General features: G+C 57.2%; 23 protein-coding genes. 14 read left to right on the plus strand and 9 right to left on the minus strand.

What is annotated here, in order from left to right:
- Positions 1-131: 131 nt before the first annotated feature.
- Complete coding sequence (locus HY308_14210; GenBank protein ID MBI3899427.1) at positions 132-629, minus strand: GNAT family N-acetyltransferase; 498 nt, start codon at positions 627-629, stop codon at positions 132-134.
- A gap of 93 nt (positions 630-722) precedes the next feature.
- Positions 723-1,112, minus strand: a complete 390-nt coding sequence (locus HY308_14215) for a hypothetical protein (protein ID MBI3899428.1) — start codon at positions 1,110-1,112, stop codon at positions 723-725.
- Positions 1,113-1,416: 304 nt separating this feature from the next.
- Here HY308_14215 and HY308_14220 point away from each other — a divergent pair, with 304 nt between their 5' ends.
- From HY308_14220 to HY308_14230, 3 genes are all read left to right on the plus strand, one after another.
- The gene (locus HY308_14220) at positions 1,417-1,647 is read left to right on the plus strand and encodes a hypothetical protein (GenBank protein MBI3899429.1); all 231 of its coding nucleotides are present in this window, start codon (positions 1,417-1,419) and stop codon (positions 1,645-1,647) included.
- A gap of 265 nt (positions 1,648-1,912) precedes the next feature.
- Positions 1,913-2,131, plus strand: a complete 219-nt coding sequence (locus tag HY308_14225; GenBank protein MBI3899430.1) for a hypothetical protein — start codon at positions 1,913-1,915, stop codon at positions 2,129-2,131.
- Between the two features lie 38 nt (positions 2,132-2,169).
- Positions 2,170-2,679 (plus strand): DUF1566 domain-containing protein, encoded by a 510-nt coding sequence (locus HY308_14230; protein MBI3899431.1) that lies wholly within the window; start codon positions 2,170-2,172, stop codon positions 2,677-2,679.
- Positions 2,680-2,701: 22 nt separating this feature from the next.
- Here HY308_14230 and HY308_14235 read toward each other — a convergent pair whose 3' ends face one another.
- On the minus strand, positions 2,702-3,154 hold the full coding sequence (locus HY308_14235; protein MBI3899432.1) for a DUF2892 domain-containing protein: 453 nt from the start codon (positions 3,152-3,154) through the stop codon (positions 2,702-2,704).
- Positions 3,155-3,346: 192 nt separating this feature from the next.
- Here HY308_14235 and HY308_14240 point away from each other — a divergent pair, with 192 nt between their 5' ends.
- Positions 3,347-4,084 carry a LuxR family transcriptional regulator gene (locus HY308_14240; GenBank protein ID MBI3899433.1) on the plus strand — a complete coding sequence of 246 codons (738 nt, stop codon included), beginning with the start codon at positions 3,347-3,349 and terminating at the stop codon, positions 4,082-4,084.
- 10 nt (positions 4,085-4,094) lie between these two features.
- Here HY308_14240 and HY308_14245 read toward each other — a convergent pair whose 3' ends face one another.
- Complete coding sequence (locus tag HY308_14245) at positions 4,095-4,490, minus strand: hypothetical protein (protein ID MBI3899434.1); 396 nt, start codon at positions 4,488-4,490, stop codon at positions 4,095-4,097.
- A gap of 6 nt (positions 4,491-4,496) precedes the next feature.
- Complete coding sequence (locus tag HY308_14250) at positions 4,497-5,105, minus strand: GNAT family N-acetyltransferase (protein ID MBI3899435.1); 609 nt, start codon at positions 5,103-5,105, stop codon at positions 4,497-4,499.
- Between the two features lie 352 nt (positions 5,106-5,457).
- Here HY308_14250 and HY308_14255 point away from each other — a divergent pair, with 352 nt between their 5' ends.
- The 6 genes from HY308_14255 (at position 5,458) to HY308_14280 (ending at position 16,381) form a co-directional block, all read left to right on the plus strand.
- Positions 5,458-7,035, plus strand: coding sequence for a DUF1501 domain-containing protein (locus tag HY308_14255; protein MBI3899436.1), 1,578 nt, complete (start codon positions 5,458-5,460; stop codon positions 7,033-7,035).
- Between the two features lie 16 nt (positions 7,036-7,051).
- Complete coding sequence (locus HY308_14260; GenBank protein MBI3899437.1) at positions 7,052-10,507, plus strand: hypothetical protein; 3,456 nt, start codon at positions 7,052-7,054, stop codon at positions 10,505-10,507.
- 242 nt (positions 10,508-10,749) lie between these two features.
- Positions 10,750-14,406, plus strand: a complete 3,657-nt coding sequence (locus HY308_14265; GenBank protein MBI3899438.1) for a PAS domain S-box protein — start codon at positions 10,750-10,752, stop codon at positions 14,404-14,406.
- Between the two features lie 170 nt (positions 14,407-14,576).
- Entirely contained in the window at positions 14,577-14,915 is a 339-nt protein-coding gene (locus HY308_14270; GenBank protein ID MBI3899439.1) for a hypothetical protein, read from the plus strand.
- Positions 14,916-14,917: 2 nt separating this feature from the next.
- Positions 14,918-15,766 carry a sel1 repeat family protein gene (locus tag HY308_14275; protein MBI3899440.1) on the plus strand — a complete coding sequence of 283 codons (849 nt, stop codon included), beginning with the start codon at positions 14,918-14,920 and terminating at the stop codon, positions 15,764-15,766.
- Between the two features lie 138 nt (positions 15,767-15,904).
- A complete protein-coding gene (locus HY308_14280) occupies positions 15,905-16,381 on the plus strand; it encodes a type VI secretion system tube protein Hcp (protein MBI3899441.1) in 477 nt (158 codons plus the stop codon).
- A 193-nt stretch (positions 16,382-16,574) separates the two neighbouring features.
- Here the strand turns inward: HY308_14280 and HY308_14285 are convergent, their stop codons facing one another.
- On the minus strand, positions 16,575-17,075 hold the full coding sequence (locus tag HY308_14285) for a hemerythrin domain-containing protein (GenBank protein MBI3899442.1): 501 nt from the start codon (positions 17,073-17,075) through the stop codon (positions 16,575-16,577).
- A gap of 628 nt (positions 17,076-17,703) precedes the next feature.
- Between HY308_14285 and HY308_14290 the strand changes: the two genes are divergently transcribed.
- Both HY308_14290 and HY308_14295 read left to right on the plus strand, forming a co-directional pair.
- Positions 17,704-18,135 (plus strand): hypothetical protein, encoded by a 432-nt coding sequence (locus HY308_14290; GenBank protein ID MBI3899443.1) that lies wholly within the window; start codon positions 17,704-17,706, stop codon positions 18,133-18,135.
- A 29-nt stretch (positions 18,136-18,164) separates the two neighbouring features.
- Positions 18,165-19,271 carry a hypothetical protein gene (locus tag HY308_14295; protein ID MBI3899444.1) on the plus strand — a complete coding sequence of 369 codons (1,107 nt, stop codon included), beginning with the start codon at positions 18,165-18,167 and terminating at the stop codon, positions 19,269-19,271.
- Between the two features lie 91 nt (positions 19,272-19,362).
- Here the strand turns inward: HY308_14295 and HY308_14300 are convergent, their stop codons facing one another.
- Both HY308_14300 and HY308_14305 read right to left on the minus strand, forming a co-directional pair.
- Positions 19,363-19,758, minus strand: coding sequence for a hypothetical protein (locus HY308_14300; GenBank protein ID MBI3899445.1), 396 nt, complete (start codon positions 19,756-19,758; stop codon positions 19,363-19,365).
- Between the two features lie 152 nt (positions 19,759-19,910).
- On the minus strand, positions 19,911-20,246 hold the full coding sequence (locus HY308_14305; protein MBI3899446.1) for a PilZ domain-containing protein: 336 nt from the start codon (positions 20,244-20,246) through the stop codon (positions 19,911-19,913).
- A gap of 146 nt (positions 20,247-20,392) precedes the next feature.
- Between HY308_14305 and uvrD the strand changes: the two genes are divergently transcribed.
- Together uvrD and HY308_14315 are read left to right on the plus strand one after the other, a co-directional pair.
- Entirely contained in the window at positions 20,393-22,558 is a 2,166-nt protein-coding gene (uvrD, locus tag HY308_14310; protein ID MBI3899447.1) for a DNA helicase II, read from the plus strand.
- A 57-nt stretch (positions 22,559-22,615) separates the two neighbouring features.
- A complete protein-coding gene (locus HY308_14315) occupies positions 22,616-23,416 on the plus strand; it encodes a GGDEF domain-containing protein (GenBank protein MBI3899448.1) in 801 nt (266 codons plus the stop codon).
- Between the two features lie 74 nt (positions 23,417-23,490).
- Here HY308_14315 and HY308_14320 read toward each other — a convergent pair whose 3' ends face one another.
- Entirely contained in the window at positions 23,491-24,435 is a 945-nt protein-coding gene (locus HY308_14320) for an acetoin utilization protein AcuC (protein MBI3899449.1), read from the minus strand.
- Position 24,436 lies beyond the last annotated feature (1 nt).

Genomic DNA, 24,436 nt, shown 5'->3' on the forward strand with positions numbered 1-24,436 from the left:
ACGCGTGGCTCAAGGAACAAGGGTTGGTGTCGATCAAAGACCAGTGGACTCGTTTTCATTACCCTGCTTCAACCGCCTAGTGCGGACCCGCATGCTAGGTGGTGTGGGGAGGGCCGGTTAGATGCCGGCCCTTACCCGATTTCAAGCTGCTTGTGCATGACGAAAGCGTCCACGTAGCCCAGTTTCGAATGCTTAAATCCACTTGGTAACGTGCCCACTACTTCAAATCCCAACTTTTTCCACAAACGAACCGCGCCTTCGTTGGTTGAGACGACCAAATTGAATTGCATGGCACGAAAACCAAAGCGTCTTGCTTCGCGTTGTGAATGTTCACACATGAGCGATGCCACGCCATTCCCGCGGGCATTTTTGCCGACGATGTAGCCGCAATTGCACACATGAGATCCTAAACCCGGCTGGTTTGGCTTGAGGTAGTAGGTTCCAACCACTGAACCGTCCACCGCCTCCGCGACGTATGTGGCAGATGGAGTCTCCACCCAAACTTTGCGCGTTTCGACTTCCGTGATGTCAGGTGAGAACGCGTAGGTCTCTCCAGCACGGAAGACAGGCGCAATCAGCTTCCAAAGTTGCGGCCAGTCTGATTCTTCAAACGCTCGTATGGTGATCATGCGGTTCTTGAAACATAACGCAAAGTTAACCGGCGGGGGCCACTGAAACAAAATATTACGCCGTCGACGCCCCGCGTCCGGTTGAACGTCGGGTTAGGCGCTTCTCTGCCTTTGTTTTCTGTATTCATTGTATTTTTCTAGCACTACTTCAAAGCGGCTTCGTTGTTCGCCATGTAGCGGTGCTTTCTTAAGCTTACGTAGGATGTCCTTAAATATGTAGCCGGATCGAAAGAAATATGGCCTGCATTCCAGGAAAAATAGTGCCGCTTCTACGGCTCCTGATTCACCGGTCAGAATTCTTTCATACGCGCCATTAAGCCCACCGGGAAATGCGAGCGTTGGGTATCGTTCGTGAAACTCCTTACAGGCTTGTTGCCATTCACGTTTTTTATGTTCGTTCTTGTTTTTCTCTTTAAACGTATCGTGGATACGTCTATGAAGACGGTTTATTTCTTCTGCATTGCGAAGAAGTTGATCTTTCAACGAAGTGCCTTGGTAGCCTAAAAGTAGCTGCCCTAAATGACGCAATATATTGCGTCAACCCGATTCTAAATTTTTCCAAAACGAGATAACAAAATATATTCATCGGCTTAGAAAATTTTAACACTGCCTAACGCAACCACAAAGTACGTCAGTTGTACAAACGTCACGCGCGACGGCAATGATGCAGCGAAGTTGCTTACCGTCATGCACCGTGTCAAAGAGGGCAAACGAAACAATAGGTAGGGCGGTCTTGAGGAAGGTGACGTTGTCTTCGTAATCAGTCACTTTCGTAGTTTCGATTTCTTTGCTTGGCGGCACGACCGCAAACGTCACCGTTCAGTTACCGGGCGGCGGTTCCGCCAACCTGACGATCGCCATCTCCGCCGACGGCATGCTCGTCATCCGACTGCCGGTCGACGCGTCGATCGATCAAAGCCAAAACCAGATCGTTGCCCTTGGCCTGGTCGCTGCCAAGGAATCGTTTGGTGCCGCCATTGATAACGTGAAGGGCGTGGTGATCGAGCGGGTGCAGTAAACTCGAAATAATATCCCTGTATTGCGGAAAAGCGCAGCGACCTATGTTATCGACGAGTTTTTAAAATTATACGACTGAGTTTTTAATTCCCAGTTAGTCCCTCAAACTAGTCCGTCATCGCGCTTTAAGTAACCAGCAATTCCGCAGTAAATCGAAAGGCCGCCGAGCGCGGACTTTTGTTTTTAACTGCTCCTTTCGGGTTTCTACTGTCCTCGGTATTACCTGGCATCCTGAGTCATTAATTCATTAAAGAATTCCCGGACGCTTGATATCGCGTCTCCGCCCGCAAAACATTCGCTACCGATTCCTTGGCACCACGTTGCTTGCCGCTGCGATGTTGATAATGACCCTGGGCACGCGCCAAACGCTGGGCTTGTTCGTCGCGCCGATCAAATTCACCACCGAGGTCGATCTCCCCGGCATCAGTCTAGCGATGGCGCAATCGTGTGAAATGCGGATCGCGCCGATGTTGGATCCAGCCTAGTCTAGCGTTGCTAAACAACACGGCCGATTGCCCTAGCTATGACTAGACTTATTATTTATTTCCTCGTTATTGCATGCTGCAATTCAGGCATTGCTCTGGGGGCTTGCAATAAAAATAAACCGGCAAGTACTCCCACATCACGCTTCATCCTCCGTGAAGGCGAGGCATTCGATCAAAAGACAAAATTAACGTGGAGCCGCTGTAGCCTGGGCACCACTTGGAAAAAAGACGCCGGATGTGTCGGCACGGCGAAACTGTTGTATTTGGAGGAAGCCAAACAAGCCGCCCAAAAGCTCGGTAACGGTTGGCGCGTACCAACCATCGAAGAGCTCTACAGCATTGTTGAACACGATTGCAGCAATCCGGCGATAAATACAGTCATATTTCCGAACGTCAAAAACCTGGGTGAAGGAGCGCCGTATTGGAGCGTCACCGCCATCAAGGAGTTACCGCCGCTCATCTACTACGTCGATTTTCTCAACGGTGAAGTGGACGGCCATACCAAGGGCTTTTTTCTAGCAGCACGTCTTGTTCGAAAAAAAGAATAGTGCGGCCGGTGTCATCTACTTGTTAATGCGGAACCGTAGTGTTGTCGCTTCGTGCCCCCGGTTGATAGTCGGAGCGCCCTTCTTGGGTTCGTCGACGGATCGTTTTGAGTCCTTGCCGTTCGCCATCGATCTCGCGCTCGGTGCGAAAGCCCAAGCGCCGCAAGAGCGGCAGCGGCGGACACCAGCCCTGTAGCGCGTGCTGCAATAAAAATCCCGCGACGATGCCGGGCACGAACAAGAAGCGACGACTCACAAACACCGCTAAACCGACGCCGGCCAAAATGACCGATGCCGCATTGGCTTCAAGCGCACGCTCGATATCCCATTCCTTCTCCAACACCTGCAGGCGTTGATCGATTTCCTGCGGATGGTCGCGGTAATAGGCCAAATCCTTCTTGGTCGACAACCGTAACGCGTGATTCGTCACGTCGGACGTATGTTGCGGCACTCTATCGGCGGTGGTCGGTAGTTCCATGACGCCTCCTGTCATTAATTCCCAATAAATAATTGGAGTGAGTGGCGAGCAGCAAGTTCGGCCACGCGTGGGATCATATGAGCGTAATAGCGCTGTGGCAATTTGGCCACTTGACCCTAAATCCGATGTGGTCAAACTTCGCACCCGATATAAGGCGCGACGACGTTTATAAAAATTAGGGGAGCTGGGGAGATGGAATTTGTACTTACGTTTGAAAAATTAGAATCGTTGCTACAGGCGGATACGCTGGACGGGCTTCATCAGGAAATAAAAAAGCTAGTTGCCACCCTCGGTTTCGACAAATTCATTTACGGCTTCCGTGCGCATCTCGCCAATTCCAGGCCGTTTCAGTTTGTACTCAGCGGTTATTCGAAGCAGTGGTGGGAACATTACAACGCTGCCGGCTACATCGATATCGATCCCATCGTTTCGGGTTGTTTGGTACAGCCACGCATTCTACCGATGCGATGGAGTGACCAACTCTTCGATACGCCGGCGCGCCGGGCGTTGTGGGAAGATGCCAAGAGTCATGGATTGCGGACCGGTGTTTCGTTTCCGTTGCGCGGCATGCCGGGAGAGACGGCGGTCTTGAGCGTCGCCAGTTCGATATCCCATAAAAAAGCCAACGACGAGCTGACGCCTGCAATCGCCGGCGCACAAGTGCTCGCTGGCTATGTACACGAAGCGGTTCGGCGGTTGGTGTTTGCGCAACAGAACATCATGGTCACTCACGATAAATTAACCGTGCGCGAAACCGAATGTCTTACGTGGGCTGCTTCCGGCAAAACCGCGTGGGAGACAGCGGCGATTTTGCGGTTGTCCGAGCGTACTATCGTGTTCCACTTGGCCAATGCCACCAAAAAACTGCAAGCGACCAATCGCCGGCAAGCGGTTGCGCGCGCGATCCATATGGGATTAATCCGACCGTAACGGTCGAGCGTTACGAACCTAAATAGACCAACGTGGTTGGTGCTGTTTCGTCGTCCGTGTTTTGTTTCGTGCGTAACGACGGCACAACCTGTCGATAGCGTGCGCAGCGCAAGAGGTGCTCGCCGTTCTTGTCTCGGGACAGTTCGCAGTCGGGACTCCATACCACCTGCAACGGCGGGCGCGTCGAGAAAAAAACGACCGGAATAGTATGGCGTTCTGCCGCTTCTAAGATGTCTTTGATCGTACGCGAGATACGATATCCCTGCTGTTCTTCAACTAGCACGAGCTCGTAGGCGGTAATGTCGCACGCCGTACGGCTGTCAAAGTAATCGATGCGCAGCATCGATAGGCGTGCGGCAATCCATGACTCGCCGGCGGCCGATACCGCAATGCCAAGCGTCTTCATTCGAGATCAAGCGCTTTTCATCGATTGGGTCGGACGTAGGCGCCAGGCAAGCGTACCGATCGTGTGAGCGTTGACGTTCAATTGCAGGGCGACGGTTTTCTCGATACCAATTTGCATCGGTGGTGCTAACCGCGGACAGATTAGTCCAAGATGGCGCAACAGTCGTTCGAACGCGACCGTCGTCACAAATACAAAGCTGGAGATATGGGCTGCCGCGCCGAATTCAACGAGCTTATCGATCAGCCGTACCGGCGTATCGGAAAACCGAGCGCCGTCGCCTTTATCGCGCGAGCTGGTGGCAAAGCGGCTGATCTCCCAGATCGACGGATCGGACGGCGCCGGCCGTCCTTGCAGCAATTCGGGGAAAGTATCTTTGAGCATGTAGGGCCCGGTTGTCGGCAACAACCGACAACAACCGTCGATGTCGCCCTGCGGTGTGCGGGCGATGACGTAAACCGTATCGTCTCTATCGTAGTCGTCCTGCTCGTAGCGGCCGTTTGTCGCTACGTCCCATTGCAACCGCTGCCGAAAGACGCGGTAACGCAATTCGAACATCTTCGGCATGTCGTTGTGCTTGATACTGTTGTCGCTGCTGCGCGCCGCTACCAATTCCATGATCGTTCCCGTTGAAAGTAACGGGCGACATGAAACGATTTGGTTGAGGAGCGTCATAGCTGTACAAACTGACAGGGTAGTTAAAACCGACGATACCGACGACGTTTTCGCGCACGATACCTGTAAGAAATGACAGGTACCGCGCTGGTGTTCAGCGCTTCGCAAGACTACGCAATTTTTTTTGTGATCGCTGCGTACGTTAGTACTACGACCAAAGACATGTTGACCGCCTTATCCCACGCGGGTGTACCGTGCACGACTGATTCGATGTTCACACTCGCGCGCGCGATGTCGCCAGAGCTCGATCAGCGCGAAGGATACCAACGGATCCCTAACCGCGTAAGGAAGGACAATGACAGTGAGGCATGGAAGGCGCCGGTTTCTGAAAGTCCTTGGCATGGCGGGCGCCCAGCTCGCGGTCGGTACCGCCGGACTCAGCTCATGGATACGCAACGCGCAAGCGGCGCCGCCGTGCGATGTCGGTGACTGGGGTGCCATTCCCGGCAGCGTCGGCGGTTGGACTTGCGCGACCCATCCCGGTTACAAAATTCTCGAAATCTATTTGCATGCCGGCGCTTCGCCGTGGGAGACCTTGTGGTTACCGGGTAACGCGGCGGCGCCGAATTTTGCCGATTACGGCATCGGCACATTGCCGCTGAATTTATTGAATTGGGGCGCAAACACCGCGCAGTCGCCGTGCCAAGCGCCGGCAATTCCGTCGGCGCCGACCAACGCGCAATTGTTTGCCGCTCAATCCGGTGGCGGAAATATTTATTGGGGCGCGCCGGCCAAGCCGCTGTATCGGCGCAACGACATCCTGCCGCGTTGTCGCATGATCACGCAGTACCACGAGCTGGCGCCCCATGAAGCGGCGATTCCGTTCGCGCTTGCCGGTTTACGGCTCGGTAATCCGCGTCGTGCCGGTACCGGCGCGGCGGTGCAGCGCCGCGCGCGCGTGGTGAACTCGTCGCAGGTACTGCCGGTGTCGTACGTCCTGCACCGTAATACCACCTTTACCGCCAACAACGCCGCCACCACCGGTACCCATCCCGGCTTCACCCGGCCGCTGGTGATTCAAATCCAAAACACCAACGCCTTCGTCAACAATTTAGCGCGTACCGGCATCACCGCCGAATCGGACTCGCTGCTGCTGTCGCTGCGACACGAATACCGCGATCGGTTGCGCTTCCGCGGCGCCGGCGATCCGGTGCGTTCGTCCGGTTTCGACGGCTACTGGGTGGCGTCGGAGCTACTCGACGATGCACCGTCGTTACAGGCGCTGGTCCCCGGCAACATGCTGGTGATCGACACCGACGAGCACGTTTGCCCGACGCATCCAGCGGCGACCGCCGGCACGGTGCCGCAGGCGAAGACGATGTTGCACGCGGCGGCGTCGCTATTGTCGTCCGGTCCGGCGCGTTACGTGTGCACCATCGACTCCGGCTTGACCGGCACCTACGACACACACGGCGATGGTTCGCAAATGCATTTACTGAACACCAGCGCCAATTTCTACAACGTGTTGCATCACCTCGCCGACATCATCCATCACCCGGTCAACAACCCGACCGGCACGCTGAATCTCGACGACACGATGGTCATCATCAACTCGGAATTCGGCCGCACGCCCAACATCAACGGCAACAACGGCCGCGATCATTGGCCGCAAGGCTACGTGACGACGCTCATCGGTGGGCCGCTCAACGGCGGCGCCAGCATCCGCGGCGCGATCGACAACACCGGTGTCACCGTCGCCACCCATCGGTATACGCCGACCGACGTGCGCGGCGCATTGTTGCTGGCGGCGGGCATCGACCCGTTCGCCGAAGGCAATTTCCGGTTCTCGGATTTCAGCGATGTGCTGCGCGACGGCATCGCCACCGAGGCAGGCATACGCGATCGATTGAGAGGATGGATCCTTGGTCTCTAAACACGCAAAACGCGACATGCACACACGGACGTTCTCGTTGCGCTCGGCGGCATGGCTGGTGCTGGTCACTGCGCTCGTCAACATCGCCGGTTGCTTCCCGAACCCACCAAAGGACGACGAGGGCAACGCCAGCTTCGCGCGCGAGGCAATCCCGGTGGTGCTCGGGCGCCGCGCGTTCGGCGTCGACGAAGTTGAAGTCGTCGCCGACGTCAGCACCTTGCTCGGCCGCGACGTTGCCGCCCGTATGTTGATGAAGGACAACGCTTACGTCGATCATTGGACCGACACCATCATTGACATCATCAAGATGCAGCGCGATCCCGACGGTGGTTTAGCGGCGCAGGACAGCAACTGTTGGGGTGCGCCGACGCGCGCTAATCCAGACCCGGCGATCGCGACCTGGGTGCGCGATCACACACCGGCCGCGGCCGGTGCGCCGACGCCGGCATGGAACATGACCGATCTCGTACGCTCGGCGGTGTTGATCGACGACTTGTCGGTCATCTATCGCGCCAATCTGTTCACGCTATCGATGCGTCGCGCCGGCAGTAGCGGCGGTACTGCCGAGCTCGCCGATTCGTTGGAGCGCGTTTATCTGAATCGCGATCCGACCTGTTTGCGTTGCCACAATCCCACTTACTCCACGTCGAACAAGACCGACGGTAGCGGCAACATCACTTGGCGGCGCTTGTGGACCATTCCTGGTCATCCGGAAAAAGCCCTGTTCGGTAACTACTACGATGCCGCCGCTGTTAGTGAACGGCTAAAGCCGATCATGCGCGGCGATGTGCGCAAACCCGCCGGTGGTGCGTTCGGCATCCGGCCATGGGGTATGGCCGATTCCTGCGCCACTGATACCGCAACGCCAGCGGCCGCCAACAACAGCACCGTCACCCATCAAGGCTTCCAGACGCTCGGTGCCGGTGCGCCGAATAATCCGAACGCCGGCTTCGGCAGCTTAAACGGCGCGATGAATCCGAAGGTGTCGTTGTGGGAACTCGAGGCGGCGCTGCGCCAAGGCATCACCAGTCTCAGCGACGGTTACGAACGTTTCCCGGCATCGGCGCCGTTGTTGCCGCCGGATCAACAACAGTATTGCGACGTCGTCGCCATCTTTTCGTCCAACTGCGTCGGTTGTCACAGCGGTCCGTCGCCGTCGGGCGGTATGGATCTGTCGGCGGATCCGGCCGCGCAAATTGTTAACGTCAACACCCAAGCGGGCAGCTCGACACTGGCGAAGCGTGTCGTGCCCGGTAACACCGCGCAGTCCGAGTTGTCGCGCCGCATCAACGCCGGCGCCTATCCGCCGCGCATGCCGCCGGGCGGCGGCCTAGCGGCCGCCGACAAAACGACGATCGATGCTTGGATCACCGCCGGCGCGCACAGCATCAGCACCGCCAATTGCAACACCAGCACGATCCCGGATGTGAATCCGGACGAAGCGCTCGCCTTCCTCACCGCGGCCAATGTGGTTGACGGAATCTGGATGTCGGTCAACGGTTATCGTCTGACCATCGACCACGGCTTCTCGCGCACCGCCGAGCAGCGTGACATGCTGTGGAATCTCACCGAATACGAATTCGTACCGAACCATTGGTCGCTGAAGACGGTGCTGACCAAGATGATGGGCTCCAATTGGTTCGCACGCCGTGCACCGACGATCAGTCAGCTCGACAACGCCTATAAACTGCAGCCGTTGCTCGATCCGTGGATCCTGGCCGATCCGACCGACGTGAGTAATCCGAATCCGCCGGCGCATCAGAAATTCAACGGCCAAGGCGAGTTAGTGAATCGTTACCGAGTGAACACGGTTTTACGCACGGTTGCGAGCACGCTCGCTTGGAAGCAGCCGCAGCATTTCCCCGGCGGTGGCTATCCGTCGCCGCTCGATGCCGATCTCGGTCAATACTTCTCGCCGGGTGCTTCTGGATTTAACGGCGTTAACTTCCAATCGTTGCTGGCGTTGGAATCGCAAGCCGGTCTTTGCAACAAGACCGGTCGCGCCGTCGGTGCGACCGATTGGGTCGATAAGCTGGTCGACGATATTAATGCGCACAACGCTGCTAACCCGGATGCGCCGGTCACGCTCGGTGAAGCATGGTCGATCCTGAAGGATCGTATGATTCAGGATCCGACGATCGAACGGGCATTGCCGTCGGCGCTCGTCGGTGTTGCCGGCGCCAAGACCGAAGAACAGGCGTTGATCGCCTTGTTGAACCAAGGCATTGCCGTTGCCGGTGGCGCCGATCTCAATACGCCGACGTCGGCGCTCACGGCGCCACAGTTGCTCGGCAAGTTGCGCGAAGGTTGCGGCGTTCTGGTGAAGACGCCGGAGTTTCTGCTAAGTAACGTCACTCCGCGCGGCTACTCGGATAACAACATGCCCGATCCGCCGCGGCTGACGGTATGCATGCCCGGCGAGACCTGCGGTTTCCCGGCATCGTGCGGCTACTGGCGCGGCAAGTTGTCGAGCATGGGTCACACGGTTGCCTGCCAGGACCGCAGCGTGCGGCCGGCGGTGCGGCGCCTGCGGCCGTGGATCGATACTGACATTTTGATCGCGCTCGATCCGGGTCCATTCACGCCGATCGAAATTATTCCGCAAATCGATCCGGGTCCGCGTATTCCAGAATTGCGACCGGCGACACGGTTGTCGGCGCTGAACGCACCGCTCGCGCGCAGCTCGCTCGACCTGGTGAGTCGGACGCCGTTGATCCTAATCGCGGCGGCGAACACTAGTACCGCCAGCACACTCGATGTTGTTCGCGACCGTGTCGAGTCGTTGTGCCCGACCGGAATGTGTGGTCATGTGCAACGTCCGAGCCTGGCGGTCGAGCGCTGCTTGCAGAAACCGAGCGCAGACGCTTGCCGGCTGCTGACGCCGACGTGCGACCCGCGCAGCGCTAGCGGTATCAATGCTTGTGGCCGCCTGCCGGCCGACGTTCACGATTCCGGCGTGCTCGCGTTGTGGGGCGAAGGCGCGACGGTCACCGGCGCTAAAGGGGTGCGCCTGCTGCGGGGACCCGACTACAAGTGGGTGACACTCGCGCCGAAAACCACGTTACGCACCGGCGACTTGCTGCACGTCCCGCTCAAAGCGGAGCTGCAACTGCAACAAGGCCAAGTACGTTTCGGCAGCAACGCGCTCGAGGTTGCTACCGTCGATGGCATCAAGGGTCACCTTATCGCCGTCACCGGCAAATCGGCTGAGCGGCTGTTGGCAACGCCGACCAAGCGCGGCGCGTTGAGCCCAGCGCGGTTGAAAAAAGAGGCGCAAGCCGGCCTATATGAAACGCGTGCGCCGGCGAAAAAGGACATCGACCGCATCATTAAATATGGTCAGAAGCCGGCCCACGCACCGACGCTAACGCCGGAACAGATGAATGCCATCAACAAAGACTTTAACGGCATTCATTTCAGCCCCGATCGCGGCGTCACTCCGGACGGGCGCGATATCGAAAAGAAGCAGTAGTTATTACAAGATGCGGTAGCGGGCCGTTAACGGCCTGCTACTTTTTTTGTAAACCATGTAAATAATATGTAAATAAGAAGGCTCCGTCCTGTAGAATTCCCCGAACTTTTATCTGGTGATTGGCCGCCGTCGTCAGACGTTTGGTTGCGTGGTGTTGCTTAGTCAAGCCCCTAGCAATACCTTGTGGTGCCAATCAGGTTGACGCCGTTCCGTGGCGTCAAATGCATTTGGGGACATTACCGATGAACATCGAGTCGCAAAATGGAAGTCGCGTGCAGTTGCAATCACTCTCGCCGCCGCGACGACGCTCGACCGATCGGACATCCGCTGCGAACGAGGTGTCGCTGGCAAAAATGCCGGCGCGGATATTGCTCGCCATCGCCGACGATCGTATCCGCAACGATGTCCGCGCGTTGTTCGCGCCGCGTTGGAACGTCGACTACGTCGACAACGGTGCAAAAGCGCTCGCCGCGATACGTGCGCAGCCGCCCGATTTAATCGTTGCCGGCGCGGCGATGTCTGGGCTAAGTGGGATCGATCTCCTGCGCGAGTTACGTGCCGACAGCCGCTTGGCGGCGATCCCGGTGATCTTGCTGTCCGATCCCACTGACCCTATGGCGCGTGAACAGGCGGCGAGCGTCGGTGCCAACGATTACATCGTCAATCCCTTCGCCGCGCGCGAGTTGATCGCGCGTGCAGCCACGTGTTTGGAAATCGCGCGCGTACGCCGCGAGTCCGACCGGCGCGTTACCGAAATTCTCGAAAGCATCAGCGACTCGGTACAAGTGATCGACGTCGCCGGTTGTTATCGCTACTTCAATGCCTGCGCGAAAAAGATGTTCGCTGAGCACGGCATCGACGCCGACACATTGATCGGTCGGCGCGTGTTCGACCAGCCATTCCTAGGCACGGGTGACGCCAGCCCCATAGCGCAGGCGATTTCGCGGGTGATGAGCGAACGGGTTCCGCTGACGGTGAAGGACTATTACGAGCCGTGGAAGCGCTGGTATTCCGTACGCGTTTATCCGACGTCGGCCGGCGGCGTTGCGCTATTTGCGCAGGACATCACTGACCGCGAGTACAACGAACAAGCGCTGCGCGATTCAGAAGAACGTATGCGGTTGGCGACCGAAGCGGCGCAGGTGTTCGCCTGGGATGTGGATCTGACGACGGAAGCGGTGACCTATTCCGATAACGTTGCACCGGTGTTCGGTTACGACAAGCTGCCCGATGTTTTTTTCAATTGGCGTAGCGCGCAGTCGGCGATCCATGACGATGACCGCGAACGTATGCAGCAAGCGACCGAACGGGCGATCCGCGAAACCGGATCGATGGCCGTGGAGTATCAGGTGCAGGGCGCCGATGGCGTGTTCTTATGGATGGCATCGCATGGCACGGTGATTCGCAATGCCACCGGCATCCCCACGCGGTTGCTCGGTGTCGGCCAAAACATTAGCCAGCGCAAACGGGCGGAGATGGCGTGGCAGGCCTATGCCGCGGAATTTCGCGCGTTCTTCGAGCTGGCGGCGGTCGGCGCTTCGCAAGCCGATGCGACCACGAAAAAATTCATTCGCGTCAATCGTAAGCTCACGGAAATGCTCGGTTACACCGCGGACGAGCTTTGCGGAATGACATTCGCCGAGGTGACGCATCCCGACGAGCGCAATGCCAACCTGGAGTTGTATGAGCGCGCCGCCCGCGGCGAGCTGGATGAGTTTACGGTCGAGAAGCGTCTACTGCGCAAAGATGGAACGATCGTTTGGGCGCAGGTCACCGCGTCGGTGATCCACGATGCGCGTGGCCGGCCGTTTCGCACCGTGGCGGTGGTCGAAGACATCACCGAACGTAAGCAGGCGAATGAGGCACTCAAGCAGAGCGAGGCACGACTCGCCGCTGAGTTGCAGGCGATGAGCCGATTGCACGAGCTCAGCACGCGCTTGTTGTTGACTACCGATTTGCCGAGTGCGTTGAACGAAGTGCTCGACGCGGCCATCGCCATGCTTGGGGCGGCTATGGGCAACATCCAACTATATAACCCGCAAACAAACGCCTTGGAAATTGCCGTGCAGCGCGGTTTCCAGCGAGAGTTCCTCGACCATTTCCGCGTGATCAAGATCGATAACAGCACGTCATGCGCGCGGGCGCTGCAGTTAGGCCAACGCGTTATTGTCGAGGACGTTCAATTAGACCCGGAATTTATCGTACACCGGCAAGTCGCTGTTAACGCCGGTTATCGTGCGGTGCAGTCAACGCCGCTGTTAAGTCGCGACGGTCAGTTGCTTGGCATACTCTCGACCCACTTTTGCCAGTGCCATCGCCCGTCGGAGCGTGAACTGCGCATGCTCGATCTGTATGCCCACCAGGCCATCGCCATTATCGAGCGGATTCGGGTCGAGCAAGCGCTACGCGAAAGCGAAGAGCGTTTTCGTACGACCGCCGATAGCTCGCCGATGCTCATCTGGGTAATCGATGCCGCCGGCCGCATCGAGTTCTTGAACCAAACGTATCTCGAATTTTTCGGTATTACGCGCGAGCAAGCGGTGGAATTCGATTGGGCGGCAATCGTTCATCCGGACGATCGGGAGGCATATGTCGGCGAATTCACCCGCGCCATTGAGCAACGTACAGCGCTGCAAGTGCGTGGCCGTGTGCGTCGCAGCGATGGTCAATGGCGCTGGATCGAGTCGCGTGGAAAGCCGCGGCTCGACGCTGCCGGTCGCAGCACCGGTTATGTCGGCAGCTCGGCCGACATCAACGACATTCTCGCCTCGCAGCAAGCATTGACCGATGCCGATCGCCGCAAAGACGAATTTTTAGCGACACTTTCGCACGAGTTGCGCAATCCGCTCGTACCGATTCGCAACTCGCTCAACATTCTTCGAATCGCCGGTGACATGAGCCCGATGGCCGAGCGCGTGCATCAAATGATGGATCGTCAGGTGGCGCACATGGTGCGTTTGGTCGACGATCTGCTCGAAGTGTCGCGCATCACTCGTGGTCAGATCGAGTTACGTATAGATCCGGTTGATCTCGCTACGGTCATTAGCGGCGCTATCGAAACGAGTAAGCCGCTAATCGATGCCGCCGATCATCAGCTGCATGTTGAATTACCGAAGGAAGCGTTGGTGCTGGAAGCCGATGCGGTCCGCCTTACGCAGGTGTTCGCTAATCTGCTCAACAACGCCGCCAAGTACACCGAAACGGCGGGGCAGATCTGGTTAACGATGCGACGCGAGGGTAACGATGTCGTGGTGTCGGTGCGCGATACCGGCATCGGCATTCCGGCGGATGTGTTGCCGCACGTGTTCGATCTGTTTACTCAGGCGGATCATTCGCGCCGACGCGCGCAGGGCGGTTTAGGTATCGGCCTGACGCTGGTACGTGACTTGGTGCAGTTGCACGGCGGCAACGTCGAAGCGCGCAGCGCTGGGCCCGGCGAGGGTACGGAAATCGTCGTGCGCTTGCCGTTGCCGGCCGAAGGCCGGGTGTGCGTGACAGCAAAACCCGCACCTATACAGGCAATGCCTTCGGCGGTGCGGCGGTTGCGTGTACTCGTCGTCGACGATAATCGCGATGTCGCCAATAGTATGAGCACGCTGCTGCAGCTGTTGGGCAGCGAGGTCCATACCGTGTACGACGGTGCGTCGGCACTCGAGGCAATTGCCCATTACAAACCGACAATGGCGTTACTGGACATCGGTATGCCGGGGTTGGACGGCTATGAAGTCGCACGGCGCGTGCGCCAGCATTATGGAGTGAACGATTTACGACTGGTTGCGTTATCCGGCTGGGGTCAACAAGAAGACCGCCGACGTTCGCACGAAGCCGGGTTCGACATGCATCTCGTTAAACCGTTGGACTTGGACGCGCTGGAAGTGTTGCTCAATTCGTTTCCTTGATCTTTCAGAAATCTGCGTAACGCCCGGAGTTATCGCACGCCAGCCGGTGTGTCCGCTAAGGAGGTCTGACAATAGACGACGGCTTGAATCTTTCTAATAGGTTTGTCACGATGCTTGGTGTGTTGACGTAAGCGTGTCATAAAAAGAAACGTTCAGGGAGAACGACAACAGTGGTCAATGCACTTATTCCTTATCGCCTGGATTGGCGACCTCTCTGTCATTCGAATCCCGTTTTGTTTCATATACCGCAGGCTGGCTCGTTATCGAATGACATCCAGAGGATGCATGATGAAATTCGTCGCCAGGAGAGCAATTTGAATGCGATGAAACAAAGAGGCAACGAACTGAGGAGTCGTATAGAACAATTGCAAAAGAAACTCGGTGCAATCAAAAATTCCCTGCTTGCCACAATTCAACGAGGAAAATCCGATATATTTTTATCGGGTTGCAGAATGCAATTGGACAAGCGGAAACAGCAGATGAAACAACAGAGTCAAGGAGCACCCTGACCATGTCGCGCTTTAGCATAAAGGTTGCGCGAATGGCCTTGGTTCTCACTTTTGCCGCTGCCGGCTGCCGCGCGGCTACTACTTCGCCGCAGGACGCCCAGTGGACGTTGTGTCGATCTGATGCATCTCATTCTAAGAATGCGCTGACACCGGGTTTTTATCTCGAAGACGAAATCAACCGCCGCATCGCCGCCTGCCAAGCTTTGCTAACAGCAGACTTTAAAGACCCCGATGTGCATTTCTATCTTGGTCGCTTGCTTCTCCAGAGCATCTACGGCGGCAAGGAAAAAACCCATGAAAACCAGAACAAGGCCGTCCAGGAATTCCGTCTCGGCCGCGCCGCTGGCAGCACAAAGGCGACGACGGCGCTTGCGTCTCTAATAGATGGTGATATCCCCCTTATCCCATCCAAGAATCCCTGGAATGAATCCCGAGCGCTTTACGAAGAAGCCGCTGCTCGTGGCGACCCAATTGCGCAGGTAGAAGCGGCATTTAAAATTGGTGCCAATCCTAATGGCGACATGCGAGATCTACGGTTGCCGACACCAGAGGAATATCAACGGATACTGGATCTGCTTCAGCGAGCGTCGGCGCAGGGCAACCCTAAGGCTGATTACTATCTCGGGATGTTTTATGCGTATGATTCTTTCGCAGATAAGTCATTCAAAGATGTTCCGCGCGGCGTGAAATATTTTAAACAGGCCGCTCGTAAGGCTCACGGCGACATACGCAAACAGGCCGTTGATGAGTTGAAACATCTAGGCCAAAACGTTTCGAGCTATGTTGTCAGGAACAACCCAGAGGCGGATTGGGAAGACCAACGAATCACGGACCCGATAAATCGCGATTAACCGAACTACCGTCGCGCTATCGCATGAACCATACATTGGCTTAGCCAGTGTACCTTAGGGTGGTCTGTTAGTGACGCCAAAAAGAAAAAGCAATGCATTTTCACCATCAGCACCAAGAGAGGATATGTGTCGGTGTTTATGAGTTACGAAGGTATACGGGGCGAGTCTTCGGACAGCGGGCATAAAAATTGGATCGATATCGTTTCGTTTTCCTGGGGAACGAGTCGTCGAATTACCTCGGCCACCTCGACCCAGGGAGACCGTGAATCATCAAACGCGAAAATCACGGATCTGATCCTGACGAAAAAAATGGACAGCTCCTCGCCCAAGCTGTTCCTGGAATCGTGCTGCGGCACTGGCAAGAACGTGATGCTCCACTTAACAAAAACGGGTTCGGGGGTCGGCGCCGACGTGTTCATGGAATATAACTTGAAAAAGGCACTTATCAGCAAGTACGAAGTCGGCGGTGAAGCCGCTGACATGGATCGTCCGACCGAAGTTATCACTATCAGCTTCGTCGAACTCGACCTCAGGTATACACCGTACAACGATAACAATCAGGCGACGTCGCCGATCGCGGTTGGTTTCAATACGGCGACCAACACGAAGAAGTGAGTAAAAAGGTACTTGAGCATAGGAGTTTTTTAGCGCCGTGGAGTCGAGACCAAAGGTCAGGTTGCATTTCAAAAAATACAGCCGCGATCTGATTCAGGGTTTGGAATATCTACTACCAGTGGAGGAGTTGGCACACGCGCTGCCCTGTTCCGTCGACTCGACGGCGGCAACGCGTGTACCTCGCGCCTACGACTTAAGCGCGTGCGCGACTGTCTTCGGTATCACCGTTAAGCCGTGCGGCCGCCTTGTTCTTCCGGGAATCTTGCAGGTGTTGCTTCTTTGCCGCTTCGATCTGTAGACCTAACGCTTTCGACTCTTCCTTGCCGAGGGCGCGGCTGGCCTTCGGAAACAGCTCGTCCTCTTCTTCCTGTACGTGGTGTTCGATCATTTCCTTCAGCACCGATAACTTCGCTTGCCAACGCTCGTCCTCGATCGGCGTTTGCACCAGCTCTTCTAGCAACCGCTTCGCGACATGGTGCTCTTCGTAGGATTCGTTGACCGTTCCGCGCAGTTTTTTTTCTTCGCGTAGCCGCGGATAAAAAATTTCCTCCTCGACGGCGGTATGCACCGTGAGTTCGAGCGCGAGTTGTTGCAGGCCTTTTTCGCGCGCTTTCTGGGCAGACGTTTTTTGCAGTTTCTTGAACAGACCTTTTACTTCTTTGTGATCCTGTTTGAGTAGTTTAAAGACGTCCATGTTGTCCTCTCGTTGTCGATTAAGTGATGCAACTAGCGGGACCCTTGCGGGGTTGGAGTGAGTCTAAACCGATTAGCACCGTTTGCGGTTGCCACTAAGGGACTTCCCTCGTCGCATGGCAATGACCCCGAAATCAACACGATGATGGTTTACGGTTTTCTTCAGACGTCACGTGCGACGAATTGACGGTTTGTTGGGTCAGATCGTACTGATACAGATCGCCCATTCCTCTACTGTGATATGCAGCAACAGTTGAACCGTTGGCCAACGGGTGTCTGTGTTTAGTTAGGGTTGAAGTTCGCCGCAGTTTTTTTAAATCGAAAATTCAAATCGAAGTTTCTTGTGGCGGTTTGGCTTTGTTACGTCGTCTCGCATTTTTTTGATCGTTCTTCCAATTAGCGATCATCACTTCGCGCTAACTCTCGCTTGTCTATACCGCGTTGGTATCTTTATGTCTCGAGAGCGACCGGCATAACCGCGTTCCTCTCGTCGGCAATTCGCGTTCGCTCGTTCCAAATCAACTATCCAGTAACGTGGCGGTGCGGTAAAAAGCTACACCGACAATAAGAACCCCCCAACAACGTCCGGCGACTATGGCCTGACCGGCGTCTTTCAAGATGGCATTTGGATGCAAGATTTCTTCGTCGGCACCTTGGGCCACATGCAGGACGTGGATTTGCCGTTGTCCGCCGACGGCGGGCCGGAAGAGTTTTGTTATCGCGACGCGGCACCGTACATCATCGCCGCCGCACCGACCGATAAGCCTGATTGGGCCGGCGGCACCGGCCCCTGGTATCAAAACTGGGGCCAGATTTACCAGGCGACGTGGAACAAGGCCAACGATTGCGACGCCGGTACCGATATACGTAGTGGTCATTTTCCCTACGGTTCCAGTTACTATGGCAACTTGCAGCCGGCGGTCGCTTACGCCGTCGACTACAACGTGCCGGGCGCGCGCGAGGCCTATCTGCGCATGACCGGTGCATCGAACGGGTATCAGATCGTGAAGTCGTTTACCGACGAGTACCCTGTGTGGAGCGTCAAACCGCGCAGCTTATAAATAAATTACAAAATTAGGGAGGACGATCAATGGCGCTTGCATTGACCGCACGTAAGGTTGGTTTCACCGACGTGTCACCCCGTATTCCAACCTGGGTGGCGAATTTGCCGCTATGGCATTGGTATGCGATTCCGAGCACGGCGTTGGTGAACGTCGAGCCGAGGCCGTTGCCACTCGGCAATCCGGAATCAAAAATCATCGCCTGGTGCGGTGCCGCGTTGAAACGCAAGGGCAGCGTCTATCTCGTCGGCCCGAGCGGCGGTCACGGTGATTACGCCGGTAACGAGGTCGACGCGTTACGACTCAACGACGAAAACCCGCGCTGGGTCGAGTTGCATGCGCCGACACCGCACGACCACATCATCAGTGACACGCCGTACTACCTCGACAAGCGGCCGGCATCGATACACACGTACTGGCAGTCGCAATTTATCGAGCAGCGCAATCGGTTGTTCATCTTGCCGACTGGCGGCATCAGCTGGAGCGCGTTTTCGCAACCGCCGGCGGGTTGGCCGTATACCTACGAAGCCGGTTATTCCTGCAGTTTCAACCTGACGAGCAACGAATGGGATCCGCCGGAATACGTCGCGCGTTACACCGGCGGCGGCAAACCGTTCGGTTGCCTTGTCGCCAAGCATCCGCTGACGGGTGATGTTTATTATTTTCGCTACAACGCCGGCTGGTGGCGTTGGACGCAAGCGACGAACGAATGGGTAAATTTACATGCGACCGGTTACAACCCCGATAACTATGCCGGCGCCGCCATCGATCCGTTGCGCAAACGCATGCTGATCGTCGGCAGTACCTCGCCCATGGTCCGTGATCTCAACGGTAAACTGCTCGACGTGACGTTCACTGGACTCGGCGCGGCGGCGCTCAAAGCGACTTATCCCGGTGTTATGTACGACGAAGCAAACGATGTGTTCCTCGTTATGTTCAACAGCGGCACAACGATTCGTGTGTTACGCGTGCATGCCGAAAGTTGGTGGGTCGACGAGCCGGCCATCACCGGCGGATCGCTGTCGAAGCGCATCAACGGCATCTTCAACTCGGCGCAGTATGTGCCGGAGCTCAAGGGTGTCGTGATCGCGCACGAATACCGTGGCAACGTAAAGTTCATGCGGACGGCAATGTAGGCACGGTAGATATCGCGCTTCTTCCTCGATTTTTTTTGCCGCTCGTTTGGCGTGCGGCGGCGCTTCGTTGTCTCCAAACACAGCACCATCGTCACGGGTTTAGTACGTCACGACCGCGGGTCGGTAGGCGACGGTGCTGTACGGCCTTGCCCGGCGAGCATCGGACGTAGGGCTGTGAGATGTTCCAAAGCTTATTCGAGTAATCAATGATGATGCGGATGAACCATTTGGTAATCATGCCGATGAAACCGGCGGCATCGCCCTTAAGACCCATGCGTTCGACCAGATCGCTGAAGCCGAAGCGGCGCGCGAGGTCGTCGAACTTCACCGTACGCAGTATCGCGGCGACGCCGCGGGCGATGAGTGCGGCGATGACCCAGCCGATGACCAGGATGACGATGAAACCGAGGATCTTGGGAATCGCCGCCATGAACGGGCCGACGGCATCGCGCACCGAGGTCGCGAGCGTGTCCATGAAGTTTTCCATTGCACGGGTCCTTGTGTTGGGCGAGGGCAGTAAACCGAAGCGCTTCGTTCCGAACAAGCGTGCGGACCGCGGTACAGGCTGTAGCCGACCGAGGGCAAACGACTAAGGTGAAATTGGCTGGAACGGGTTAACGCAGTTTCAGTGCGATCGGGTTACCAAAGCCCGCGACCCTGGCGCGAAAACACGAGGTCGAGCAATGCTTCATACGATTCCGTATCGACCCGATCGAATGCAATCCCGGCGCCGCCGTTGACGACGCGAACCACCTGTCCACGGAAGCGGTGATAGTGCGCGGCGCCGTCGCTCGGTAGTCTGATGGCGAGCTCAAGCCGGTCTTTTTGCACAAATTGGCGGCCGGCCGCTTCGATAAAGGCGCCGTCGAGGCTAATATCGCGGGTTACGGAGCGCTGGTAGTTTTCGGCCTCACGGCTGAGTAAGGCATCGAGGGAAATGGCAATACGGGGTGTGTCACGGCGCTCGGTTTTCATCGCAGATCCCTTCGCTTCCGACCGGTGAATTTATAAACGGTTTTCGTCGGCAAAGATAGCGAATGCCGGGGATAGTTGCCAAGGCGTTGCTCTTGCATGGCTGTCTCCCGTCGGCCCGAGGTCGCTGTTATGATGGGCGCGCTGCAATGGATGTCTCTCATCTTCTTAATGATTTAAACGATGCCCAGCGCGACGCGGTTGCCGCGGCGCCGGGGCCGTTGCTCGTGCTCGCCGGTGCCGGCAGCGGCAAGACGCGCGTGCTCACGCACCGGGTCGCTTGGCTGGTCGGCGTCGAGGGCATTTCGCCGCATTCCGTTTTGGCGGTGACGTTTACCAATAAAGCCGCCGCCGAGATGCGCTCGCGCATCGAGCAGATGCTGAAGGTGCCGGTCGGCGGCTTGTGGGTCGGCACGTTTCACGGTCTATCGCATCGCTTATTAAGGTCACACTGGCGCGAAGCCGGGCTGCCGCAGGGGTTTCAGATTCTCGACGGCGACGACCAATACCGGCTGATTCGCCGCATTTTGAAGGGCCTCAATCTCGACGAGGGCTATTACCCGCCGCGACAGGCACAGTGGTTCATTAATCATCACAAGGATGAAGGCCGCCGGCCGGAGCAGCTCAGCGCCGCCCAAGCCGATCCGCAGCATCGCGAGTATCTGCGGGTTTATCGGTCGTATGAAGAAACTTGCCGCCGCTCCGGATTAGTCGATTTCGCCGAGTTGTTGTTGCGCGCCTACGAAACCCTGCAAAACGACGCGCGCTTGCGGGAACATTATCAGGCGCGCTTTCGTCACATTCTCGTCGACGAATTTCAGGATACCAACCGCATCCAGTACGCCTGGCTCAAGCAATTCGCCGGCACGCAGAACAATTTATTTATCGTCGGCGACGACGATCAGTCGATCTACGGTTGGCGCGGTGCGAAGGTGGAAAACATCTTGCGCTTCGAATCCGACCATCCCGGTACTAAGGTCGTGCGGCTGGAGCAGAATTACCGTTCGACCGGCAACATATTAAAAGCCGCCAACAGCGTCATCGATCACAACAGCGGCCGCCTGGGCAAGAAATTATGGACCTCGGGTGAGGACGGCGAGCCGATCCTGCTCTACACCGCTTACAACGATCTCGAAGAGGCACGCTTCGTCGTCGAATCGATTCAAGAATGGGCGCAAAGCGGTGGTAAGCGCAGCGAGGTCGCGGTTTTATACCGCTCGAACGCGCAGTCGCGCGTGATCGAAGAGACCTTAATGAACGCCGGCGTGCCGTACCGTGTGTACGGTGGCCTGCGCTTCTTCGAACGTGCCGAAATTAAGGATGCGTTGGCCTACTTGCGACTGCTTGCCGGCCGCCACGACGACCCATCGTTCGATCGCATCGCTAACGTGCCGACGCGCGGCATCGGCTTGAAAACCTTGGAAATTTTGCGCGAAACCGCCAAAAACGCCGAGCGCTCACTGTGGGACACCGCCCAACAGATCATTGCCAGCAACGCGTTGCCGACGCGTGCGGCGCTGGCGCTCAAGGCGTTTCTCGACCTGATCGAGCGGCTGGCGCAAGACACCGCTGGCCTACCGTTGAGCGAGCAAGTTGATCACGTGTTAGCGCAGAGCGGTTTGCTCGAACACTATAAGAAAGAAAAGGGTGAGAAAGGCGAAGCGCGTGTCGAGAACTTGGAAGAATTGGTTACCGCTACCGGTAACTACGTACACGACCAGGCCGACGGCCTCGAACCCTTGTCGGGATTCCTAGCGCATGCCGCGCTCGAAGCGGGCGAAGGTGAGGCCGAGGCGTGGGAAGACAGTGTCCAGCTCATGAGTCTGCACTCGGCGAAGGGCTTGGAATTTCCATTGGTCTTTCTGACGGGTCTGGAAGAAGGTTTGTTTCCGCACCAACGGTCGATGGACGAGACCGGCCGGCTCGAGGAAGAGCGCCGGCTTTGTTATGTCGGCATGACCCGTGCCAAGCAGCGGTTGGTGCTAACGTTGGCCGAAGTTCGCCGGCTCCATGGCAGCGAGCACTACAGCAGCCCGTCGCGATTTTTGGGCGAGATCGATGCCAAGCTCATCAAAGAGTTGCGCGCGCAACCGACCTTGTCGCGGCCGGCACCGGTGTCGATGGTCGCCGCCGCCGCTAAAGGCGAGGCGCCGCCGGGTATGCGCCTCGGTAGCCGCGTGCTCCATGACACGTTCGGTGAAGGTGTGGTCATGAGCTACGAAGGTGCCGGCGCTCATACCCGCGTGCAAGTAAATTTCGAGCAGGCCGGCGCCAAATGGTTGGTCCTGGCGTACGCCCGGTTACATGCGATGTAAGCGCTGCACGTGTAACATGGGCTATAGTTTTGAGAGACGCCGCCCGTGGAGAGTATTTTGAAAGATACTAAAAACGATGCCGCAATAGCCGGCAAAGCTTTAATCGCCATCATCGGCATTCTTCTGATCGCCGACCTCGTTATCACCGGATTGCTTTACACCGTCGCTGTGCCGAACGAAGGCACGCGCGTGCTGATCAATGCGGTATTGCTCGCCGCCATTGCTGGGCCGGCGATTTATTGGTTGGTGTTCAGGCCGCTGCGCCGCGAACTCGATCAACGTGCGACCGCGTTGCCGACGATGGCGGCGGTGGCCGAACCTGCCGCCGACACCGGCCAGTTGACACTGACCGATCCGCTGACGCGCATCATGAACCGCCGTGGTATCACCATGGGTCTGCTCGATGCCATGGCACAATCGCAACGCTACGGTGACCCGTTGGCGGTAGCGATCGCCGATGTCGATCATCTGCAGCAGGTGAACAGCAAACACGGCCAGGATACCGGCGATAAGGTACTGGCGACCATGGCCGCCGTCATGTCGGAAATGTTGCGCATGCCCGATAAGGTCGGGCGTTACGGCGGTGAAGAATTTCTCATCATCTTGCCGCACACGGCGCTGACGCCGGCAAAGAAAATTTCCGAACGCGTTCGTAGCGCCGTCGAGCAGTGGACCTTTGATATCAACGGTGTGCAGATAAAGCAGACGGTCAGCATTGGCCTAACGCAATTCCGTAAAGGCGAAGATCTCGAGCAGTTGCTGTCGCGCGTCGATAAAGCATTGGCGCAAGCGAAAGCGGAAGGATGTAATCGCGTCGTTACGCAGAAAGCCGCTAGCAGTCGCAGCACGACGCATTAAATACATTTAAATAAATGTAGGGCGGACTTGTCCGCCGATCGACAAAGCCAAAGAAAATGGCGGACAAGTCCGCCCTACATTTTTTCTAACATCCCCTCGACCACCGCGCACCACGCGTTTGCTAGGTTGGTGCGGTTGTAGCCGCCACCACCGGTGGCGATGAAACGTCCGTCGCAATATTCCTCGGCTAATGCACGCAATCGCCGCGCCGTTCGCCGGTGCACCTCCGGCGAATATTGCATGTGCGTGAGCGGGTCATCGGCGACGCTATCGGCACCTGCTTGCAGGATGACGAACTCCGGTTGGCCACGCCGCAGAAATTCTTCGACCGGTGGCCAGTACGCTTCAAACGCATCGTCGTCCGCGCCCGGCGCCATCGGCAGGTTGAGCTTGGTGCCTTTCGCCGCGCCGGTGCCGGTTTCGTTGCTATCGCCGGTACCGGGATAAAGAAACCGGCCGTCTTCGTGCAGGTCGACGAAGATAACGTCGGGGTCGGCGGCAAAGCCGTAATACACGCCATCGCCGTGGTGTGCATCGATGTCGACATAAGCGACCCGGCGAATGTGATGCACCGCGCGCAGCCATTCAATGAGCACGCCGATGTCGTTGAACACGCAGAAACCGGCGGCGCCGTCGCGCCGCGCGTGATGTAAGCCGGCGATTGGGATGAAGGCGTGGCGACAACGGCGATCGAGAATCGCTTGAGCAGCGTCAAGCACGGAGCCGACCACGGTCGCCGCCGCTTCATACACTTGGACGAATGCCGGAGTATCGCCGTGGTCGAGATAACCCGCGCCGCTGGCCGATAGTTCGACGACGCGCGCGACATATTCCGGCGTGTGAAATCGCAGCAGCTCTTCGTGCGCGCATAGTCGCGGTGGTGCGACGTCGACGTGTCGGTCGAGACCGCGGCGAACGAATTCGTGCCAGAACGCATCGAGCCGATCGGGTCCGAAGGGATGACCGTTGGGGAATCCATAGGCGCCGAGCGCCGGTCCGTAATAAACGCGTACCGTCATC

Source organism: Gammaproteobacteria bacterium, from assembly GCA_016199745.1.
In the GTDB taxonomy this organism is placed as follows: Bacteria; Pseudomonadota; Gammaproteobacteria; order Acidiferrobacterales; family Sulfurifustaceae; genus JACQFZ01.

Coding starts and splice junctions, on each gene's coding strand:
- HY308_14210 (MBI3899427.1), bottom strand. CDS start 629: ATGATCACCATACGAGCGTTTGAAGAATCAGACTGGCCGCAACTTTGG.
- HY308_14230 (MBI3899431.1), top strand. CDS start 2,170: ATGACTAGACTTATTATTTATTTCCTCGTTATTGCATGCTGCAATTCA.
- HY308_14235 (MBI3899432.1), bottom strand. CDS start 3,154: ATGGAACTACCGACCACCGCCGATAGAGTGCCGCAACATACGTCCGAC.
- HY308_14240 (MBI3899433.1), top strand. CDS start 3,347: ATGGAATTTGTACTTACGTTTGAAAAATTAGAATCGTTGCTACAGGCG.
- HY308_14245 (MBI3899434.1), bottom strand. CDS start 4,490: ATGAAGACGCTTGGCATTGCGGTATCGGCCGCCGGCGAGTCATGGATT.
- HY308_14250 (MBI3899435.1), bottom strand. CDS start 5,105: ATGGAATTGGTAGCGGCGCGCAGCAGCGACAACAGTATCAAGCACAAC.
- HY308_14255 (MBI3899436.1), top strand. CDS start 5,458: ATGACAGTGAGGCATGGAAGGCGCCGGTTTCTGAAAGTCCTTGGCATG.
- HY308_14260 (MBI3899437.1), top strand. CDS start 7,052: ATGCACACACGGACGTTCTCGTTGCGCTCGGCGGCATGGCTGGTGCTG.
- HY308_14265 (MBI3899438.1), top strand. CDS start 10,750: ATGAACATCGAGTCGCAAAATGGAAGTCGCGTGCAGTTGCAATCACTC.
- HY308_14275 (MBI3899440.1), top strand. CDS start 14,918: ATGTCGCGCTTTAGCATAAAGGTTGCGCGAATGGCCTTGGTTCTCACT.
- HY308_14280 (MBI3899441.1), top strand. CDS start 15,905: ATGAGTTACGAAGGTATACGGGGCGAGTCTTCGGACAGCGGGCATAAA.
- HY308_14285 (MBI3899442.1), bottom strand. CDS start 17,075: ATGGACGTCTTTAAACTACTCAAACAGGATCACAAAGAAGTAAAAGGT.
- HY308_14290 (MBI3899443.1), top strand. CDS start 17,704: ATGCAAGATTTCTTCGTCGGCACCTTGGGCCACATGCAGGACGTGGAT.
- HY308_14295 (MBI3899444.1), top strand. CDS start 18,165: ATGGCGCTTGCATTGACCGCACGTAAGGTTGGTTTCACCGACGTGTCA.
- HY308_14300 (MBI3899445.1), bottom strand. CDS start 19,758: ATGGAAAACTTCATGGACACGCTCGCGACCTCGGTGCGCGATGCCGTC.
- HY308_14305 (MBI3899446.1), bottom strand. CDS start 20,246: ATGAAAACCGAGCGCCGTGACACACCCCGTATTGCCATTTCCCTCGAT.
- uvrD (MBI3899447.1), top strand. CDS start 20,393: ATGGATGTCTCTCATCTTCTTAATGATTTAAACGATGCCCAGCGCGAC.
- HY308_14320 (MBI3899449.1), bottom strand. CDS start 24,435: ATGACGGTACGCGTTTATTACGGACCGGCGCTCGGCGCCTATGGATTC.